Annotated in this window: 16 protein-coding genes; 7 read left to right on the forward strand and 9 right to left on the reverse strand. The window is 62.6% G+C overall.

Annotated elements, in window-relative coordinates; genetic code table 11:
• Positions 1-38 precede the first annotated feature (38 nt).
• The 3 genes from ASR47_RS24285 to ASR47_RS24295 form a co-directional block, all read right to left on the reverse strand.
• On the reverse strand, positions 39-251 hold the full coding sequence (locus ASR47_RS24285) for a DUF2783 domain-containing protein (RefSeq protein WP_065310377.1): 213 nt from the start codon (positions 249-251) through the stop codon (positions 39-41).
• Positions 236-1,939, reverse strand: coding sequence for an FAD-dependent oxidoreductase (locus ASR47_RS24290; protein ID WP_065310378.1), 1,704 nt, complete (start codon positions 1,937-1,939; stop codon positions 236-238). Before ASR47_RS24290 ends, ASR47_RS24285 begins: the two co-directional genes overlap by 16 nt.
• A 72-nt stretch (positions 1,940-2,011) precedes the next feature.
• Positions 2,012-2,974, reverse strand: coding sequence for an MBL fold metallo-hydrolase (locus tag ASR47_RS24295; RefSeq protein WP_065310379.1), 963 nt, complete (start codon positions 2,972-2,974; stop codon positions 2,012-2,014).
• A 94-nt stretch (positions 2,975-3,068) separates the two neighbouring features.
• On the opposite strand from ASR47_RS24295, the gene ASR47_RS24300 reads away from it, so the two are divergent.
• Positions 3,069-3,992, forward strand: a complete 924-nt coding sequence (locus ASR47_RS24300) for a LysR family transcriptional regulator (protein WP_065310380.1) — start codon at positions 3,069-3,071, stop codon at positions 3,990-3,992.
• Here the strand turns inward: ASR47_RS24300 and ASR47_RS24305 are convergent.
• Positions 3,961-5,301: an MFS transporter gene (locus tag ASR47_RS24305; RefSeq protein WP_065310381.1), complete on the reverse strand. Its 1,341-nt coding sequence runs from the start codon at positions 5,299-5,301 to the stop codon at positions 3,961-3,963. The two genes, ASR47_RS24300 and ASR47_RS24305, sit on opposite strands and share 32 nt — an antisense overlap.
• 279 nt (positions 5,302-5,580) lie before the next feature.
• Between ASR47_RS24305 and ASR47_RS24310 the strand changes: the two genes are divergently transcribed.
• Both ASR47_RS24310 and ASR47_RS24315 read left to right on the forward strand, forming a co-directional pair.
• Complete coding sequence (locus tag ASR47_RS24310) at positions 5,581-8,742, forward strand: error-prone DNA polymerase (RefSeq protein ID WP_065310382.1); 3,162 nt, start codon at positions 5,581-5,583, stop codon at positions 8,740-8,742.
• Positions 8,743-8,771: 29 nt separating this feature from the next.
• On the forward strand, positions 8,772-9,251 hold the full coding sequence (locus ASR47_RS24315; protein WP_245714459.1) for a GNAT family N-acetyltransferase: 480 nt from the start codon (positions 8,772-8,774) through the stop codon (positions 9,249-9,251).
• Here the strand turns inward: ASR47_RS24315 and ASR47_RS24320 are convergent, their stop codons facing one another.
• Positions 9,252-10,661 (reverse strand): FAD-binding oxidoreductase, encoded by a 1,410-nt coding sequence (locus tag ASR47_RS24320; protein WP_065310383.1) that lies wholly within the window; start codon positions 10,659-10,661, stop codon positions 9,252-9,254.
• Between the two features lie 111 nt (positions 10,662-10,772).
• Positions 10,773-11,180, reverse strand: a complete 408-nt coding sequence (locus ASR47_RS24325; RefSeq protein ID WP_065310384.1) for a PRC-barrel domain-containing protein — start codon at positions 11,178-11,180, stop codon at positions 10,773-10,775.
• Between the two features lie 245 nt (positions 11,181-11,425).
• Here ASR47_RS24325 and ASR47_RS24330 point away from each other — a divergent pair, with 245 nt between their 5' ends.
• From ASR47_RS24330 to ASR47_RS24345, 4 genes are all read left to right on the forward strand, one after another.
• The gene (locus ASR47_RS24330; RefSeq protein WP_065310385.1) at positions 11,426-13,078 is read left to right on the forward strand and encodes a CTP synthase; all 1,653 of its coding nucleotides are present in this window, start codon (positions 11,426-11,428) and stop codon (positions 13,076-13,078) included.
• Between the two features lie 136 nt (positions 13,079-13,214).
• Positions 13,215-14,498, forward strand: coding sequence for a phosphopyruvate hydratase (eno, locus tag ASR47_RS24335; RefSeq protein ID WP_065310386.1), 1,284 nt, complete (start codon positions 13,215-13,217; stop codon positions 14,496-14,498).
• Positions 14,499-14,568: 70 nt separating this feature from the next.
• Positions 14,569-14,892: a cell division protein FtsB gene (ftsB, locus tag ASR47_RS24340; protein WP_065310387.1), complete on the forward strand. Its 324-nt coding sequence runs from the start codon at positions 14,569-14,571 to the stop codon at positions 14,890-14,892.
• Positions 14,893-15,075: 183 nt separating this feature from the next.
• A complete protein-coding gene (locus tag ASR47_RS24345; protein WP_065310388.1) occupies positions 15,076-16,434 on the forward strand; it encodes a glycerophosphodiester phosphodiesterase family protein in 1,359 nt (452 codons plus the stop codon).
• Positions 16,435-16,677: 243 nt separating this feature from the next.
• Here the strand turns inward: ASR47_RS24345 and ASR47_RS24350 are convergent, their stop codons facing one another.
• The 3 genes from ASR47_RS24350 to ASR47_RS24360 all read right to left on the reverse strand — a co-directional run bounded on the left by ASR47_RS24350 (position 16,678) and on the right by ASR47_RS24360 (position 20,613).
• Complete coding sequence (locus ASR47_RS24350) at positions 16,678-16,935, reverse strand: hypothetical protein (RefSeq protein ID WP_150127959.1); 258 nt, start codon at positions 16,933-16,935, stop codon at positions 16,678-16,680.
• A 151-nt stretch (positions 16,936-17,086) separates the two neighbouring features.
• Positions 17,087-18,214, reverse strand: a complete 1,128-nt coding sequence (locus tag ASR47_RS24355; RefSeq protein ID WP_065310390.1) for a glycerophosphodiester phosphodiesterase — start codon at positions 18,212-18,214, stop codon at positions 17,087-17,089.
• Positions 18,214-20,613 carry a TonB-dependent receptor gene (locus ASR47_RS24360; RefSeq protein WP_245714460.1) on the reverse strand — a complete coding sequence of 800 codons (2,400 nt, stop codon included), beginning with the start codon at positions 20,611-20,613 and terminating at the stop codon, positions 18,214-18,216. The genes ASR47_RS24355 and ASR47_RS24360 overlap by 1 nt, the downstream gene beginning before the upstream one ends.
• Positions 20,614-20,639: the final 26 nt, after the last annotated feature.

Below are 20,639 nucleotides of genomic sequence, written 5' to 3' on the forward strand. Positions count from 1 at the left end.
CGAAGGGAAAGCACCAGCATAACCGAATCGCCGGCAGCTCACGTCATTGCTGTCTCGACGTTTCCACGCGCGATGGCAAACGCCACGCGCAGCACGTCCGGCTCGCCGATATGGTTCGACAGCAGCAGGACCAACTGGGCGTTGAGCATCCTGCTCTGCTCGTCGCTGAGGTCCTGATGCGTGTCGACCAGCATCTCGTAGTAGGCATCGGGGTCGGCCAGGTTCGGTTCAAGATTCAAATGCTGGTGCATGCGGGCTCCATCTGGTTTTGGCTAGGTGTTGCGTTGGTCGCCATGGGCGGGTGGCCGCAGGCGCGCGCCACCGCCGCGCGCACCGCATGCGCATCGAAGCTGCGCCAGCGCGCGCAGACGTGCTGGTCCGGCCGCAGCAGATAGAAGCTGCCGGGGGCGGCATCGTAGCGCGCCGCCGCCAGGCCTGCGCTGTCTTCGAACATGCCCGCCTGCGCCTGTCCTGCCGCCGCGACCACCAGCAGCCGCAAGGGGATGGCCTCGTTTGCCAGCGCGAGCGCCGCGGCGATGGCCTGGCCATCGTGTTCGGTGCCGGCAAAATAGATGCCGGTAAACGCGTTGCCGGTATGGCGCAGCAGCCAGTCGGCGTGGCCCTCGAACACCAGCGGTGCGTCGGCGGCCGGTGAGCCTGGCCGCAAGCCTTGCCGGAAAACATCCGCGTCCGCAGTGTTCAGGGCCGATTGCGCATACACGGACGGCATCGACAGCCGGCCGCTATTGACCAGCTTGCGGGCGAAGGGCTGCTGCTTGGCCAGTTGCAGCACCGCGTCGCGGAACAAACGGCTGGCCGCGCTCTTGGGTGTGATGAAGTCGGTGGCGCGCGTCGAGTTCAGGATGTTTTCGTCAGCGGCGTATTCGCGTTCCTGGCAGTAGCTGTCGAGCAGCGCCTCCGGCGCCTTGTTTTCGATCACCAGGCGCAGCTTCCAGGCCAGGTTGTCGGCGTCCTGCACGCCGCTGTTGGCGCCACGCGCGCCGAATGGTGACACGCCATGCGCGGCATCGCCGGCAAACAGCACGCGGCCATGGCGGAAACGGTCCATGCGCAGGCAGCAGAAGGTGTAGATGCTGACCCATTCGAGTTCGAACCGCGCTTCCTTGCCGAGCAGGGCTTCAATGCGCGGGATGACGCGTTCGGGCGCCTTTTCGGCCACCGGATCGGCGTCCCAGCCCAGCTGGAAGTCGATGCGCCAGATATTGTCGGGCTGGCGGTGCAGCAGCACCGACTGGCCGGGGTGAAATGGCGGGTCGAACCAGAACCAGCGCTCGGCCGGAAAGTCGGCCGTCATTTTCACGTCGGCGATCAGGAAACGGTCGCGAAAGACCCGGCCTTTGCTCTCCAGGCCCATCAGTTTGCGGAGGGTGCTTTTGCCGCCGTCGGCCGCCACCACATGGGCCGCCTCCAGCGTGTAGGGGCCATCGGGCGTGTCGACCGTCAGCGTCGCGTGATCGGCATGCTGCTCGATCGCGGTGACGCGGCTGCACCAGCGCAGGTCGAGCGCTGGCAGTTCCTGCGCGCGTTCATGCAGATAGCCTTCCACATAGTATTGCTGCAGATTGACAAAGGCCGGCCGCTGGTGGCCAGCGTCGGGCAGCAGGTCGAAGCCGTAAACCTCTTCGTCGCGCATGAAGATGCGCCCGAGGTTCCAGCTGACGCCCTTGTTCGCCATGCGCTCGCCGCAGCCCAGGCGGTCGAAGACTTCGAGCGTGCGTTTCGAAAAGCAGATGGCGCGCGAGCCGGCCGACAGCTTGTCGTCGTCGTCCAGCAGGACCACGGGCACGCCTTGCTGGGCCAGGTCGATGGCGGTCGCCAGGCCGACCGGGCCGGCGCCGACCACCACCACCGGATGGCGGACAGGCTGGCGCTTGTGTGGCGCGTAGTGGAATACGCGGCGTTGATAATCGATATCCATATCAGCTCCAGGAGTACGTCAAGGGCGGACGAGGGCCGGCGCGCAGCACGCCGCGCAGGCCGTCGGTGGGGATCAGTTCTGCAGCGAATGCCACATTTCCTGGTCACGCGCCGCGGTCCAGATGCGCGGATGCTTGATGCCCTTCGCTTCGTCGTAGGCGCGCGTGACGTCGAACGGCAGGCAATGCTCGTAGATAAAGACGTGGCCGAATTTCGGGTCCATCTTGCCGCGCACGTGCGCCATGGTTTCTTTCAAGTTCATGCTGTTTGCCACCGCCTCTTTGGCGCTGCCCAGCAGTGTCGTGACAAAGTCTTTCGTGTAGTCGATGCCGGCATCGACCTGCTGCGCATTGAGCAGGGCCGGGCCGCGTCCCGGTACCAGCTTCTCGGCGCCCAGGGCGCGCAGCGCTTCGAGCGTGGCTGGCCATTCTTCGAGCTGGGCGTCGCCGGTGTAGGCCGCGGCGTCGAACTCGACCAGGTCACCCGAGAAACAGATCTTCTGCGACGCGATCCAGGCCACGGTATCGCCCTTGGTGTGGCCCATGCCGATATGCGCCAGCCTGACTTCGAGCTTGCCCATGAAGATCGTCATCTCTTTCTCGAAGACCATGGTCGGCCAGCTCAGTCCGGGCACCGATTCGACCCCGGCGAACAGGCGCGGGAAACGCTCTATCTCCGACTGCATGTCCTGCGCGCCGCGCTCGACGATCAGTTCATAGGTGCCACGCGAGGCGATGATCTGCTCGGCGCCTTCCGCAAAGTAGGCCGACGCCCCGAGCACGCGCACCGCGTGGTAGTGCGACAGCACCACGTATTTGATCGGCAGGTCGGTGACACTGCGGATATGTTTGATCAGGGCCTGCGCCATCACCGGGGTGGCGGTGGTATCGATCACCATCACGCTGTCGTCGCCGATGATGACGCCGGAATTCGGATCGCCTTCGGCCGTGTAGGCATAGGCGTTGTCGGACAGCTTGATGAAGCTGGTTTTCTTCACTTCCAGGTCGGCTTGTGACGCAAATTTTTTCTCTGCCATGATGCACTCTCCTCGTAATGCCGCGCTCAATGTCGGTAGGCAGATCATGCGAGTTGCCGTATTATTTGTAAATCAGCGTACATCGATCATAACTATGAATAACATACATAACGCGGATTTTGATCTCAACCTGCTGCCGGTCTTCGACGCCTTGATACGCATCCGTAACGTCAGCCGTGCGGCGCAGGAGCTGGGCATGTCGCAAAGTGCGGTCAGCCACGCCCTGAAACGGCTGCGGCTGTTCTTTGGCGACCAGCTGTTTTTGAAGACCGGCAGCGGCATGCAGCCGACGCCGCGCGCGCTCGAGTTGCTCGAACCGGTGCTGGCGGTGATGGGAACGGTGCGCGGCGAACTGCTGGTACGCGAAGGGTTCGACGCGGCGACGGCAAGGCGTGTCTTCAGCCTCTGCATGACCGAAATGGGCGAGCTGATTTTCCTGCCCAAGCTGATCGAGCGCCTGCGCAGCGCCGCGCCGGGATGCACCTTGCGTACCCTGCAAGTGCCGATGCAGCAGATCGAGGACGTGCTCGAGCGTGGTGAAGCCGATCTGGCGCTGGGCTCGCTGCATTCCATGCCCGACGGCTTGTTCCAGCAGCAGCTGTTTACCCGCTCGTTCGTAACCATCGTCAATCGACGCAATCGGCAGATCGGCGAGGCGCTGTCGCGTGAACAGTATTTCGCCATGGAGCATATTGTCGTCTCGCTGTCGGGCAGGGTGGAGGACGCCTACGACGGCATCGTTGACCAGCTTGCCGGGCCGCGCCGGATCTACCTCACCACCCCGCATTTCCTGACCGTGCCGATGATCATCGAGGCCAATGCGAACCTGATCGCCACCGTGCCGCGCGAACTGGCAAGCCGCTTTGCCGGCTATCGCAGCATCAAGGTGGTCGAGACGCCGGTGGTGGTGCCGGCGTTCGCGATCCGCCAGTACTGGCATCCGCGCTTCCAGCATGATGGCGCCAACAACTGGCTGCGCAAGCAGGTCAAGGACGTGTTCGACCTGCACCAGGAGTAGGCCTGGCCAGGCTCGCCAGCAGCACGGCGGCGCTGACGACCAGCAGCACGGCCAGGATGTAGAGCGCGATGTCCATGCTGCCGGTGGCCGTCTTGATCTGGCCGATCGCCCATGGCGCGACGATGCCGCTGGTAATGCCGCAGCTGCTGATCATGGCGATGCCTCCCGCGCGTCCTTCGCGCGGCAGCAGCGCCGTCGGCATGGCCCAGAATATCGGCAAGGCCGAGAAGATCAGGGTGGTGGCCACCGACAGCAACAGCAGCGCCAGCGCCAGGCTGGACGGGTGGGTAGTCAGGGCCGCCAGGGCCAGCGCGCCACCGACGGTGCAGGCCGCGAAGAACTTGCCATGCTGCGCCCGGCGGTCGGCAAGGCGGGCGATCAGGATCACGCCGACGGCGCCGATCGCGTTCGGGATCACCGAATACAGGCTGACCATCAGCACATCCTGCACGCCGAAATCGCGGATCATCAGCGGCATCCAGAAACTCAGCGTCAGCGAACCGCAGGTCAGCGCAAAATAAATGAAGGCATACAAATACACGCGCGGGTTGCTGAACCAGGCAGCGCCCCGGGCCGCGCCGCTGCCGGCGGGCGGCGCATCGTCGGCGAGGTTGTCCGCCAGCCGGGCTTTTTCGTGCTGGCCTAGCCACTTGGCGTCGCGCGGGCCATCATCGAGATAAAAAAAGGCGATCACCGCCAGCGCCAGCGCAGGCGCGCCTTCCAGCGCGAACATCCATTGCCAGCCTTTCAATCCCAGCACGCCGGCCATGTCGCGCATGATCCAGCCCGACACCAGGCCGCCGATGACGCACGCCACCGCCACGCCGGCGAAGAAAAACGACAGTACCGAGGCACGCCGCAGCGGCGGATACCAGTAGGTAAGGTAGAGCACGATGCCGGGGAAGAAGCCGGCTTCGAACACGCCCAGGGTGAAGCGCAGCAGATAGAACTGCATCGGCGTCGATACCCAGGCCATCGAGACGGAAGCGGCGCCCCATAGCAGCATGATGCGCACGAAGGTCTTGCGCGCGCCGTATTTTGCCAGCAGCAGATTGCTCGGCACCTCGAACAGTACATAGCCGACGTAGAAAACCGCCGCGCCCAGCCCGTACATGGCGTCGCTGAAACCGAGGTCCTGCTTCATCTGCAGCTGGGCAAACCCGATGTTGATGCGGTCGAGGAAGGAAATAACGTAGCAGACGAACAGAAACGGAATAATGTGGCCCGTCACCTTGCGGTAGAGCGCATTGTCCGCATCCGCGGCGGTGGCCGGCGGCGCCGCGCCGGCCCCGGTAATGGCGTTGTACATGGATGGTCCCCTTGATCAATCGTTGAGCCCTGCCTGATGGCATGGGCTTGCCGGCTGGCGCCGATGTGCGGCCCGATGGCTGGTGCACGTCAGGCATCCTAGAATTGGCGGGGATATATGTAAATCGCATTTCAGTCATACCAGTTATGAATGGTGCGCATGCCGCACCTCAGCCATGGTGGTACAAGGAGAGGTTCTCAGGGGAAGCGATGGGCAAAAGCCAATGCAGTTTTGACTTGCGTATAATTACTGTGTTTATATACAGTGTTGAGGTGCATCATGGCGATCGCGAGCTTGCCCGATTATGCCGAGTTGTTCTGCCTGACCAACTTCAGCTTCCTGCACGGCGCTTCGCATGCGCAGGAACTGGTGGCGCGCGCCATCGAGCTGGGCTACAGCGCACTGGCCATCACGGACGAGTGCTCGCTGGCCGGCGTGGTGCGCGCGCACGGCGTGGCCAAACGGGCGGCTTTTCCCCTGATCATCGGCGCGCATTTTCACCTGACGCATGCCGATGGCAGTCCCGCCTGGTCGCTGCTGGCGCTGGCGAAAAACCGCGAGGGCTACGGCAACCTGTCCGAGCTGATCACCATGGCGCGCACGCGCGCGGCCAAGGGACGCTATTTGCTGACACCCAACGACTTCACCGCGCCGGCGCCCGAGTTCGCGCATCTGAAAGGCTTGCCCGGCTGTTTGATGATCTTGCTGCCCAGCTATCCGGCCGATGCCGATGCCTTGCGGCCACAGGCGGCGTGGATGCAGGCCACCTTCGCCATGGAAGAAGACAAGGGAGAGAAAAAAGAACGCAACTGGATCGGCCTCAATTTGCTGCTGCGCGCCCAGGACGATGCGCACCGGCTGGCCGTGCAGGCGGCGGCAAATGCGCAGGGCTTGCCGGTGGTGGCGGTCGGCCATGTGTGCATGCACGTGCGCTCGCGCAAGCCGCTGCTCGACACCCTGTGCGCCGTGCGGGTCGGCAAGCCGGTGGCCGAGTGCGGCTATGCGCTGGCGCAAAACGCGGAACAGCATCTGCGCGCGCGGCTGCGCCTGGGCAATGTGTATCCGGCGCAGGCCCTGGCCGAAACCATGGAGATTGCCCGCCGGTGCGATTTCTCGCTCGATAGCCTGCGCTATGAATATCCCGATGAACTGGTGCCGGCCGGCCATACGCCGGCCACTTACTTGCGTGAAGAAACCTACCATGGGGCCCGCACGCGCTTTCCGCTGGGCATCCCCGCCAACGTGCAGGCGCAGATCGAGCATGAGCTGGCACTGATCGCCGACCTCGCATACGAGCCATATTTTTTGACCGTCTACGATATCGTGCGCTTTGCCCGTTCGCAAAATATCCTGTGCCAGGGTAGGGGCTCGGCCGCCAATTCGGCCGTCTGCTACTGCCTGCATATTACCGAGGTGGATCCGGCGCGCGGCAACTCGCTGGTCGAGCGTTTCATGTCGCGCGAGCGCAATGAGCCGCCCGACATCGACGTCGACTTCGAGCACCAGCGGCGCGAGGAGGTGATTCAATATATCTACGGCAAATATGGCCGGCGCCGCGCCGCGCTGGCCGCCGTGGTGATCAGCTACCGTCCCAAAAGCGCCTTGCGCGACAGCGGCCGCGCGCTGGGCGTGGACCTGGCCATCGTGGAAAAAGTGGCCAAGGCGCACCGCTGGTTCGACGGCAAGCGCGACCTGCTGAACCGCCTGGCCGAAAGCGGGCTGGACCCGGAGGCGCCCTTGTCGCGGCAATGGGCCAGCCTGGCGCAGCAGCTGCTGGGTTTTCCGCGCCATTTGTCGCAGCACCCGGGCGGCTTCGTGATTGCGCAAGGCAAGCTTTCTCGTCTGGTGCCGATCGAAAACGCCACCATGGCGCAGCGCAGCGTGATCGAGTGGGACAAGGATGACCTGGAAGAGTTGGGCCTGATGAAGGTTGACGTGCTGGCGCTGGGCATGTTGTCGGCGCTGCGCCGCGCCTTCGACCTTGTCAGCCTGCGCCGTGGCGAAGCGTTCGTGATGCAGGATATTCCGTCCGAGGACAAGGCCACGTACGACATGATCTGCGAGGCCGACACCATCGGCGTGTTCCAGATCGAATCGCGCGCGCAGATGAGCATGCTGCCACGCCTGCGCCCGCGCGAGTTCTATGACCTGGTGATCGAAGTGGCGCTGGTGCGCCCCGGCCCGATCCAGGGCGGCATGGTCCATCCCTACTTGCAGCGGCGCCAGCAAAAGGAAGCGGTGGTGTATCCGAAGGGGCTGGAAAAGGCGCTGGGCCGCACCCTGGGCATCCCGATATTCCAGGAGCAGGTGATGCAGGTGGCGATTATCGCCGCCAATTTCACGCCCGGCGAAGCGGACCAGTTGCGGCGCGCCATGGCGGCCTGGAAACGCAAGGGCGGCCTGAACAATTACCACGAGCGCATCGTCAACGCGATGGTGGAGAACAAATATGAAAAAGAATTTGCGGAAGCCATCTTCAGCCAGATCGAAGGCTTTGGCGAATACGGTTTTCCCGAATCGCATGCGGCCAGTTTTGCGCTCCTGACCTATGCCAGTTCCTGGCTGAAATGCCACGAACCGGCGGCCTTTCTGTGCGCCTTGCTCAACAGCCAGCCGATGGGGTTTTACAGTCCTTCGCAACTGGTGCAGGATGCGCGCCGCCATGGCGTGCAAGTGTTTCCCGTCGATGTGGCCGCCAGCGGCTGGGAAGCGGCGCTGGCGGGCGAGGCCAACACGCCGGCGGTGCGCCTCGGTTTCAATACCCTGTTCGGCATGCGCGCCGACGCTGCCCGGCGCATCGAGGACGCGCGCGCCATCGCGGCGTTTGTCGACGTGGCCGACCTGGCCCGGCGTGCATCACTCGATCGCCACGACTTGCAGATACTGGCCGCCGGCAATGCCCTGCAGGCGCTGGCCGGCAACCGCCACGAAGCGCTGTGGCAGGCGGCCGGCGCCGTGCCCGAGCGTGACTTGCTGCGCGCCACCACGGTCGAGGAAGACTTGCCACAGCTGCCGGCACCGAGCGAAGGCGCCAGCATCGTCAGCGACTACCGCGCGCAAGGCCTGACCCTGGGCCGCCATCCGCTGGCGCTGCTGCGCAAGCAGTTGCTGGCGCAGCGTTTCCTGCCGGCCTCCATCCTGCGCTGTTATACCAACGGGCAAGTGGCGCGCGCCTGCGGCATCGTCACCGTGCGCCAGCGCCCCGGCACGGCCAAGGGCGTGCTGTTCCTGACGCTGGAAGACGAGACCGGCACGGTCAACGTGATCGTCTGGCCATCGCTGGTGGAAGCGCAGCGCAAGGAGGTGCTGGGGGCGTCCTTGCTGGGCGTGTATGGCGTGTGGCAGCAGGAGGGCATCGTGCGCAACCTGGTGGCCAGGCGCCTGGTCGACATGTCGCACCTGCTGGGACGGCTGCGCACCAGCAGCCGCGATTTTTGTTAAGACGTCAAGACTTATGGCATGATCTGCCCATGAATACTTTGCCCGCATTGACCTTGCGTCCGGCTTTGGTGGCCGACGCGCCCGCCATCGTTGCCCTGATCGACGACCTGATGCCATTCCTGACCCTGCACCCGGACGGCGCCGGGGCGGAAAAATTCATCGAACACTGCCGCCTGCCGGCCATTGAAAATTATCTGTCGCAGGAAAAATACCGCTACCAGATCGCCGATCTTCAGGGCGAACTGGCGGGCGTGGTGGCGATGCGCGACAACACGCATCTGTTCCATATGTTCGTGCCGCGCGCGCTGCACCGGCGCGGCATCGCCCTGCGGTTGTGGCAGGCGGCGCGCGATGCGGCGCTGGCCAGGGGGAAAGTGACGGCATTTACCGTCAATTCCTCGCTGTATGCCTTGCCGATATATATCCGCATCGGATTCGTGCCGACAGGGCCGAAAGTGGAGCAGGGCGGGATTGCGTTTGTGCCGATGCAGATGACGCTGACTGAGTAATTACCAGCGTACGATTTTGCCCGGATTCAGGATATTTTTCGGGTCCAGTGCATGCTTGAGGGCGCGCATGGTATCGATCGCGCCCTCGCCATGTTCTTCCACCAGGAATGCCATCTTGTGCATGCCCACGCCGTGCTCGCCGGTGCAGGTGCCGTCCATGCCGATGGCGCGCGTGACCATGTCGGCGTTGACCTTTTCGGCGCGCGCGATGTCAAAAGGGTTGTCCGGGTCGACCAGCATCTGCACATGGAAATTGCCGTCGCCGACATGGCCGATAATGGCGTACACCAGGCCGGCGCGCTCGCAGTCGGCGCGGGTTTCAAGGATGCATTCGGCCAGCCGTGAAATCGGCACGCAGCAATCGGTGGAAATGGCGCGGCTGCCCGGGCGCAGCTGCAGCAGCGCAAAATAGGCATTGTGACGCGCCGCCCACAGGCGCGAACGTTCTTCGGGCCGGCTGGCCCATTCGAAGCCGCTGGCGCCGTGTTCGGCGGCGATCTCCTGCACCACTTGCGCCTGTTCTGCCACGCTGGCGGGCGTGCCGTGGAATTCAAACAGCAGCAGCGGTTTTTCCGGCAGAGCCAGCTTGTCGTAGGCGTTGATGGCTTTCACGCCGTTTTCGTCAAGGAATTCCACGCGCGCCACCGGCACCCCCATCTGGATGGTCTGGATCACGGCGTTGACGGCCTCGCCGGTGCCCGGGAACGAGCAGACGGCGGCGGAAATGGCTTCCGGTAAGGGGTACAGCTTGACCGTCACTTCGGTGATGATGCCCAGCGTGCCTTCGCTGCCGACGAACAGCCGCGTCAGGTCGTAGCCGGCCGACGATTTTTTGGCCCGCGTGCCGGTCTTGATGATGCGTCCGTCGGCCGTGACGACGGTCAGCGCCAGCACGTTTTCGCGCATGGTGCCGTAGCGCACGGCGTTGGTGCCCGAAGCGCGCGTGGCGGCCATGCCGCCCAGGGATGCGTTGGCGCCCGGATCGATGGGGAAGAACAGGCCGGTGTCGCGGATGTCTTCGTTCAGTTGCTTGCGCGTCACGCCGGCCTGCACCGTGGCGGTCAGGTCTTGCGCATGCACCGCCACCATCGCATTCATCTGCGACAGGTCGATGGTCACGCCGCCATGCAGGGCCAGCACGTGACCTTCGAGCGAGGTGCCGCTGCCCCAGGCGATCACCGGCACGCCGTGCGCGGCGCACAGCTTGACGGCGGCCGCCACTTCTTCGGTGGAGTGGGCGAAGATGACAGCGTCGGGCAGCATCGGGTCGTAGCTGGACTCGTCGCGGCCATGGTGTTCGCGCATCGCCTGCGTCGTGCTGTAGCGGTCGGCAAAGATCAGCGACAGGGCGGCCGCCAGCGATGCGGGTAGCGGCCGTTTCAGTGCGGCCAGATGGTCTTTTTGGTTCACGCGTGTCCTCCGTTTTTTTTATTTTACTCTGGAGTGAGCGGAAGAAGGACTCGGCGGAAGGCTGGGGTCAGACGGGGACGCCGAGTCCCGGCGGGTCTGACCCCGGGGCAATTAATAGTCGCGCGCGGTGGTGCCGTAGTAGCTGTGGATCTCGTTGGACCAGGTGCTGTCGGCCATGTTGGGCCAGTTGTCCGTATCGAAGCCGGGGGCGTTTTCGATGCGTTCCTTGTCGATGTTCAGGGTAAAGCGCTTGTTGACGGTATCGAGCAGCAGCGCTTCCCAGGGCACGGCAAACAGTTTTTCGCCGATGGTGAAGACACCGCCGTGCGACATGACGGCGTAGGCAATTTTGCCGCTGCGCATGTCGATCATGATTTCCTTGATTTCACCGAGATGTTCATCCTTGGCGTTATGCACGTGGTCGCCGATCAGGGTGTCGGCGCCCATCAGTTCGGGGCCCGGACCTTTATGGCCACGGTCCACATACATGCCATAGGCGTCGCGTTCTTCATAGCTCATGATATACCTCCGTTGAAAAATGCCAGTCTGCGCCCCGGCGCTGCACGGGTCTGTTCGCTCACCCACATAACATGTAAGTGTGGAAATATTTCATATATTGCCACTATGAAATCTCATGGTGCTGACGGCCAGCCCGGCACGACGTTAGGGGCGGTTGGCGTAATTTTGCATGCGCCAGACGTGCTTTCAGCGGGCTTTAGTGTATAATTTCAATTTCCCGCACGTGCCGTTCGGCACCATCTGCAATGACCAAATTTGTCTTCGTCACCGGTGGCGTTGTGTCTTCCCTTGGTAAAGGGATTGCCGCCGCCTCTCTCGCCGCGATCCTCGAATCGCGCGGCCTTAAAGTCACCATGCTCAAGCTCGACCCGTATATCAACGTCGATCCTGGCACGATGAGCCCGATGCAACACGGTGAAGTGTTCGTCACCGATGACGGGGCCGAAACCGACCTCGACCTCGGCCACTACGAGCGCTTCATTTCCACCCGCATGAAAAAGGTGAATAACTTCACCACCGGCCAGATCTATGAGTCCGTGATCCGCAAGGAACGCCGTGGCGAATACCTGGGCAAGACCGTGCAGGTGATTCCGCATATCACCAATGAAATCCAGGATTACATCCGCCGTGGCGCCGAAGGCTACGACGTGGCCCTGTGCGAAATCGGCGGCACCGTCGGCGATATCGAGTCCTTGCCCTTCCTGGAAGCGGCTCGCCAGCTGAGCCTGCGCGCCGGCCGCAAGAACACCGCCTTCGTTCACCTGACCCTGGTGCCGTATATCGCTTCGGCCGGTGAGTTGAAAACCAAGCCGACCCAGCACTCGGTGCAGAAGCTGCGCGAAATCGGCATTTTGCCCAACGCGCTGCTGTGCCGCGCCGACCGCGCCATTCCGGAAGACGAGCGCGCGAAAATCTCGCTGTTCTCGAACATCGAGGAAGATGCCGTCATTTCCGTGTGGGACGTCGACACCATTTACAAAGTGCCGCAAATGCTGCACGACCAGGGTCTCGACAAGATCATCTGCGACGCGCTGGACCTCAATCCCGCGCCGGCCGACCTGTCGGTCTGGAGCAAGCTGATCTACACGCTCGAGCATCCGAAGTCGGAAGTGACCATCGGCATGGTCGGCAAGTATGTGGAACTGACCGAGTCGTACAAATCGCTGACCGAAGCGCTGCGCCACGCCGGCATCCACAACGAGTCGAAGGTCAACATCGAGTACATCGATTCGGAAGAGATCGAAACCACCGGCTGCGACGGGCTGGCCAAGTACGACGCCATCCTGGTGCCGGGCGGCTTCGGCAAGCGCGGCGTGGAAGGCAAGATCATGGCGGCCCAGTTCGCCCGTGAAAGCAAGGTGCCTTACCTGGGCATCTGCCTGGGCATGCAAGTGGCGCTGATCGAATACGCACGCCACAAAGCCGGTTTGACGTCCGCCAACTCGACCGAATTCGACCTCGAAACGGCGCAACCGGTGGTGGCCCTGATCGATCAGTGGCAAGGCGCGGACGGCAAGGTTGAAAAGCGCGACGAGAACTCGGACCTGGGCGGCACCATGCGCCTGGGCGCACAAACCTGCGAAATCAAGCCGGGCACCCTGGCCGCCGAGATCTATGGCGCCGTCGTTACCGAGCGTCACCGCCACCGCTACGAGGCGAACAACCACTACCTGCCGCGCGTGGAAGCGGCAGGCCTGGTGGTGGCCGCCCGCACCCCGACCGAAGACCTGTGCGAAATCATGGAATTGCCGCGCACGGGCGATAATGCCCACCCCTGGTATATGGGCGTGCAGTATCATCCGGAATTCAAATCGACCCCGCGTGACGGCCATCCGCTGTTCACCTCGTTCATCAAGGCAGCGCTGGCCCACAAGGAAGCGAACGCCACCGCCGAATAAACGTGGTTGATGGCGTTAAGCCTTGAAGCACCGCTCCCGGTAAGCAAGTCTCGCCGGGAGTTTCCTTACCCCTTGTGCAATTGCGCATCAGAACGCAGTGTGCAGCCCCCTGTTACGCTTAACTTTGGAGAATGACATGAGTGCTATTGTTGACATTATCGGCCGTGAGATCCTGGACTCGCGCGGCAACCCTACCGTCGAATGCGATGTATTGCTGGAATCGGGCGTGATGGGCCGTGCCGCCGTACCGTCGGGTGCTTCGACCGGTTCGCGCGAAGCCGTGGAACTGCGCGATGGCGACGCCAAGCGCTACTTCGGCAAGGGCGTGCTGCAGGCATGCGAGAACATCAATACCGAAATCTCCGAAGCCATCATGGGCCTGGACGCCAATGAACAGGCTTTCCTGGACCGCACCCTGATCGACCTGGACGGCACCGAGAACAAATCGCGCCTGGGCGCCAACGCCATCCTGGCCGTGTCGATGGCGGTCGCCAAGGCCGCCGCCGAAGAAGCCGGCCTGCCTCTGTACCGCTATTTCGGTGGTTCGGGCGCGATGCAGCTGCCAGTGCCGATGATGAACGTCATCAACGGCGGCGCACACGCCGACAACAACCTGGACATCCAGGAATTCATGATCATTCCGGTGGGCGCCCCGTCGTTCAAGGAAGCGGTACGCTACGGCGCGGAAGTATTCCACACGCTGAAAAAGATCCTGCACAAGAAGGGCCTGAACACCAACGTCGGCGATGAAGGCGGTTTCGCGCCATCGCTGGCCAACCACGAAGAAGCGATCAAACTGATCATCCAGGCGATCGAAGAAGCCGGCTACGAGCCAGGCACGCAAGTAGCCATCGGCCTGGACTGCGCCGCTTCCGAATTCTTCAAGGACGGCAAGTACGAGCTGGCCGGCGAAGGCCTGAGCTTGAGCGCCACCGAGTTCACCAACCTGCTGGCGACCTGGTGCGACAAGTACCCGATCATCTCGATCGAAGACGCGATGCATGAAGGCGACTGGGACGGCTGGGCAATCCTGACGGCCGAACTGGGCAAGAAAGTGCAACTGGTCGGCGACGATCTGTATGTCACCAATACCAAGATCCTGAAAGAAGGCATCCAGAAGGGCATCGCCAACTCGATCCTGATCAAGATCAACCAGATCGGCACCCTGACCGAAACCTTCGCCGCCATCGAAATGGCCAAGCGCGCCGGCTACACGGCCGTCATTTCGCACCGTTCGGGCGAAACGGAAGATTCGACCATCGCCGATATCGCCGTCGGTACCAATGCCCTGCAGATCAAGACCGGCTCGATGTCGCGTTCGGACCGCATGGCCAAGTACAATCAGCTGCTGCGGATCGAAGAAGACCTGGGCGACATCGCTTCCTACCCTGGCCGCGATGCATTCTATAATCTGAAGTAATTGTAGTAATTGAAGTAATATTAGCAATTGACCGGCCGGAATTTTCCGGCCGGTTTTTTAACCGAGACCCATGCGCCTGATTACGCTTGCCCTGGCAGCACTGCTGCTGTTGATACAATTTCCCCTCTGGACGGGCAAAGGCGGCTGGCTGCGCGTTGCCGACATGGAAGCGCAAGTGGCGCAAGCGCATCAAAAGAATATGGAATTGAAAGCCCGCAACGCCAAGCTCGAATCCGAAGTGCGCGACCTGAAGGACGGCACCGGCGCGGTCGAGGAGCGTGCCCGCTATGAGCTGGGCATGGTCAAGCAGAACGAGATTTTCGTGCAGATCGTGCGCAAGGGCCAGCTGCCGCCGATGACAGAAACGCCAGCCGCGACGGCTGCGCCGCACTGAGCGATCGCCTGCGCATGCCAGTTGTGGCGGGCGGGCAGGCTGGTGTCATTATCCCGTCATCGGGCGGTCACCGCGCTGTCATCACTGGTTTTTACAATATGAAAACACGGTTTTTCGGGCAATCGCTGCGCATTGCCCGGTACGTGTTCCCATAATGAAAATCAACCAGGAATTGCGCTTGCCATGATCCTCAACAAACACACCTTGCTATGCCTGTCGGCGCTGGCCTTGTCCGCTTGCGGCGGCGGCAGTACCGAGTCGTTGCAGACGCTGGACGGCAAGGCGCCGCTGGTGATTGCCCACCGCGGCTTGCCTGGCCTGTACCCTGAAGAAACCCGTCCGGCCTACGAGGCGGCGGCCGATGCCGGCGCCGATTCGCTGGAACTCGATGTGCATATGTCGAAAGACTGCGTACTGGTTGCGCGCCATAACCCCTGGCTCAGCGACAACACCAATATCAGCACTGTCGCACTGACCAATGCCCAGGTCGCCGCACGCAAACGCACGGTGCCAGGCCGGCTGGTCAATGTCGGCTATTCCCTGGCGACCTATGGCGGCCCGGCGCAATACCTGACCGACCTGACCGATCCGGCCAATCAGAAATCGGTACTGAAATCGCTGATCGTCGATGGTGAAGATCATACGGGCGACTGGTCGATCAGCGATTTTACGGCGGCCGAACTGAAGCAATGGATCGGTGGCACGACCTACGACGCGCGCGAATCGCGTCCCAGTGAATTGAATGGCAAATATCCTGTGCTGACGATGCAGGAAGTGATCGATATCGCCAAGGCCAGGAGCGCATCGAGCGGCCGTACGATTTCGGTGTATCCGGAATCGAAAAACCCGGTATGGAATAATGCCCAGGCAATCGCCAACGGTTGCGGCAGCGGCAGCCATCCGTTCGAAGACGCGATTGTGAAGATCGTCAAGGACAATAACCTGAACAGCAAAACAGCGGCGATCTATATCCAGAGCTTTGATCCCGCCAGCCTGAAATACATGCGCGCTGCCGGTTTGACGAGCAAAATGGTGCAGCTGGTGGACGGCAATGACGTCAATTACAAGACAGGTGAAATGATTTATCGCACCAACGATGTCTACAACTTCGTCGATGGCCGTCCGTATAGCTGGACGCTGGCTGGCGATGGCCGCTTCTTCGGTGACATGCTGACGCCGGCGGGCCTGGCCGAAATCAAGACCTACGCCGACGGTATCGGCCCCTGGAAGCCGCAAGTGATGGCCTTGACGATTTCACCGTTCAAAGCCACGAATGCCGATGGCACGCCGTACACCGGTTCTGCTGCCGACGTCAACAAGGCTACGCCAACGAGCCTGATCGCCGACGCTCACAAGGCCGGCCTGTTCGTTCACAGCTATACGTTCCGTAACGAGGCGAAATATCTGGCTGGCGTGTATAAAGGCGATCCTGCAAGCGAATTGCGGGACTTTTTCCGCGCTGGCATCGATGGTGTTTTCAGCGATTTCAGCAATACGGCCGTGGTAACGCGTAATGCTTACTTGAAAGAAACCGGACATTAAGCACCTTGGCCGGCGCCGCCCAGCTGTGGTGTTGGTGCTTAGAACTCGCCCTTGCCGGTCGAGATCAGGTAAAAACGGATGGCGGTGACGGCGACGGCCAGGGTGATCAGGGTAGTTTCGAGGATCATCATATTTTTCAGTTCAAGTAAGTTAGTAATGTAAAAAGTGTTCATGGCAAAGGCGCAAGGCCGAAGGCAGTACCGCTGGCACGACGAGGCGAAGCGACGCCGCCATGGACACTTTTTAACCGCGCGAGGCCAGAAAGCGCAGTTCGCTGGCCAGATTCGGCATCAAGTGTTCGTAGCGTGCCGCTTCCGAGTTCAGCAGGGCGATATCGCGCTGGCTTGGGCGGACGTAGCGCGGCTCGTCGGCGGCGGCGGCTGCCTGGACGACCGGTTTCGAGGCCAGCAGGGCGCCCAGGAAAGCGCGCGTGGCGCGGCCGAGGTTGTTGAAGTAGCCGTCGTGGCTGGTGGTGCTGTACGTGCTGGTCATTGTGGACATATGCCCTCCATGAAAGTGTGTTGTTGCATTGCACAATAATGGAAACCGCGATATGCGTCCAATTCCAAATTCCAATTTCAGTAATTCAAGATGTGAATAATGGGGGCGTCACCACCGGCCATGCCCCGCAATAAAAAATTGTAACTAATTATTATCCTGCAGCAATACGGCCCAAACCTGGGTCGTCGCTGAAAAAACCGTCCAGGCCGGTGGCGATATAGCGGCGCATTTCCGCCACCGCCCCCGCCTCGTTGCGCGCGTTCTCGCCATTGCCATCCCTGAAGTCGGCCGCCAGAAAACGGTTTTCCGGGCGGAAGGTCCAGGTGTGCAGCAGCAGCCCGGCCCGGTGGGCGTCGTCAACAACGGAGGTCGGACTGGCCAGGCGCTGGTCGGCGCCGAGAGGGATCACGCCGCGCGTGGGCGGCGCCAGCACGTCGGCATAGGCGGCAATGTCGCGCAGGCCGGCCGGCTGCAGCATCTGCCCGAACGTCAGCTTGCCGCCGGTCTTGGCCACGTCCATCGGGCGCAGCTCGCCACCGAGTACCAGCTGCATCAGGCGCACATTGGCGCGCTTGCCCAGCTTGTTGCGCAAATACTTCAGGTTGGCCGTCTCAAACGACTGGATCTCGACCGGCGCACGGCGCGTGTACTCATGCGCCAGCATGGTTGCCATAAAACGGTCTTCCAGCGCCAGGCCGGCCTCGCTGAAGTAGGTCGAGCTTTTCAGCTCGGGCACCAGGCCGATCACGCGCCCGCTGGCCGCTGATTGCGCTGCAACAAATTCGATGATTTCTTCCCAGGTCGGCACCTGGAACTGGCCATCGTAGAGTGTGTTGCCGGTACGGATGGCCGGCAGGCGTTCGATGGCGCGCAGGGTTTTCAGCTCGGCCAGGGTGAAGTCGTCGACATGCCAGCCGTCGTGCCAGCTGCCGTCAACCATCTTCTTGCTGCGCCGGCTCGCAAATTCGGGCCGGCGCGCCACGTCGGTGGTGTCGATCAGATTGCTTTCGTGGCGCGCCACCAGCACCCCGTCGCGCGTGGCGACCAGGTCGGGCTCGACATAATCGGCGCCGTCGGCGATCGCCTTGGCATACGAGGCCAGCGTGTGCTCGGGGCGCAGCGCGCTGGCGCCGCGGTGGCCGTACACCAGCGGACGGGCAGGGGCGGTGGCCAGCATGCCGGCGAAGGCGGGCGACGCCGCCAGCGCCAGGGCGCCGGTGGCCGCCTGCACGAAACGGCGGCGCGACAGATGGCGTTGCGGCAAGACAGGCGCGCGCATCAGAAGTCCGCCGTCAGGGTCAAAAAGCCCTGGCGCGGCGCGATCGGGAAGGTGTTGTAGGTCTTGTCGGCGGCGCCCACCACCACGTTGAGCGCGCCTTCGCGGTTGGCCAGGTTGCTGACGTTGACTCTCCAGCGCGGGTTTTTCAGCCAGCTGGCCAGGGCCGGCAGCTTGCCCGACACGCCCAGGCTCATCAGGAAATAGCTCGGTACCGACAAGTCATTGGTGTAAGTGGCGTAGCGCTTGCCCACATAGTCTCCGATCAGCTGGAATTCCACCTCGCCCAGATTGGCGGTGGCGACGAATTTATTGAGCCACTCGGGCGAACCGGGCACGTTCTTGCCGGCCGTCGGCACCAGGGTCGCGCCATTGAAGTAATTGTCCGCATATTGCGAGCGGTTGTACGACAGCGCATTGTAGAACGAAAAATTGTTGCCGAAGTGGACGGTGGCAGCCAGGTCGACGCCGTCCGTGCGCACGCTGCCGACGTTGGCCAGCACCGGATTGCCGCCGATAATCGACGAGATCACCGGCGTCGGGCTGATCTGCAGCAGACGGTTGCTGAAATCCACATGATAGACGCTGACCTGGCCGTCGATGGCGGTGACGGCGCCCAGCTGCAGCGGATGGTTGCCGCGCAGACCCAGCTCATAGGTCAGCGCCGTTTCCGGCTTGGCGTCGCGCTTGAACAGGTCGAAGGCGGCCTGGCTGGCCAGGCTCCACGGCGAGGCGCCGCCACCGCCGTAGGTGACGAACTGGCGCATGTTTTTCTGGAGATTGAAGTACAGCTGGTCTTGCGGCGTGACATCCCAGCGCCCGCCGACCTGTGGCAAGAACCATTTTTTGGTGGTGATCGAACCGACCGGCAGGGCCGTCGAGCCGCCCGAAATCGCGCCCCGCGCCGGCTGCACCGGGAACTGGCCGTCGGCAAACTGCAGGCTGGACTTGAAGCCGGCCTGCAGCGCGATATCCTGGCTGACCTTCCATTCGTCCTGCAAGTGCAGCTGTACCACCTTGTTGTCGATCTCGCTGCCGTATTGCGTGATCAGCGGATTGCCGGGGCGGTCGTACGGCGAGGTCGGGTGGTTGACGTCGAGCGCATACCAGCGGCGGTAGGCCGAGGAACGGTTCTGTTCCAGCCACAGGCCCGCTTCCAGCTGATGCTCGCCGAGCTCCTTGCGCAGGGTGGAGATGAAACCGCCGCGCTTGATGTCGTATTCGGTGGTGCGCACGGCGTAGCCGGAATTGCCGAACACCTGCTTGAGGTTCTGATTCGGGTAGTACACGCCGAACAGCGCCGGCAGGCCGGCCACGCCGATCGGACCGGCCACCACGCCGGCGCCGTCATCCTTGTGGAAATAGACCTGGTTGGACCAGGTGGCGCCTTCGGCGAGGTTGGCGTCGAATTTGGCGTAGGCCAGGTAGTCGGTGCGCTGCGCGTCGCTGTAGTAATTGCGGTAGTTGTTGCCATCCGCCGCAGGCGTGGCGCCGGTCGGCGACAGGTAATTGAGGGCCGCGCCGAAGTTCGGGTACAGGAAGGGGCGCGTGTACGGCGCGCTGGTTTCGCCGGCCACGTGCACGGTGCTGTCTTCGTTCGGCTCGATCTTGTCCGAGTAATTGAAGAACAGCGTCAGCTTGCCGGCCTCGCTGCGGTTGACGAACTTGGCGTTGAACTGGTCGCCGCCCTGGCGCGCGTCGAAGTCCCAGGCGCGCGCTTCGTGGTGCAGGATGGAAAAATAAGCGCTGCTGCCGTCGCCAAAGGCGCCCGTATCGTAGCGGGCAAAGGTGCGCGAGGTGCGGTGGCTGCCGACGGTTTGCTGCACGCTGGCGCCTTGCGTGGCCAGCGGGTCGCTTGAAAACGTTTCAATCGTGCCGCCCAGGTTGCTGGTCGAGGCGGTGGCCAGGTCGCCGGCGCCCGACGACAGCACCACGCTGCGCACGTTTTCGCTGATCACGGCGCGCTGCGGCGACAGGCCGTTGTAATTGCCGTACTGCTGGTCGCCGAGCGGCACGCCATCCATCGTATAGCCGAGTTGCTGGCCCGAAAAGCCATGCACGAACAGCGACAGGTTCTGCTCGTTGTTACCCCAGGGATCGGCGCTCTGGAAGCTCACGCCCGGCAGGGTTTGCAGCGCTTTCAATGGATTGGTGCCGGGCAAGATTTTCTGGATTTCATTCTTGCTCAGAGCCACCGACGAGCGCGTCTTGCGCGAAGAGATCTCCACGGTGGCCATCGGTGCGTTATCTTCGACCGGGGCAGCCATCTCGGTGGTGGCGGAAGCGACCGCAGCCGCCACGGCCGTTTGCGCCAGCGCAGGCAGGGCGCTGCCGGCGGCGCAGCCCAGCAGCAGGTTAAAGGAATGGCGGCGCAACGCCAGCGTCAGATTCGTGTTCATCATGGCCTGTGGTATATGTGGGGGACAAT

The sequence above is a fragment of the Janthinobacterium psychrotolerans genome (genome assembly GCF_001677885.1).
Taxonomy (GTDB): Bacteria; Pseudomonadota; Gammaproteobacteria; order Burkholderiales; family Burkholderiaceae_D; genus Janthinobacterium; species Janthinobacterium psychrotolerans.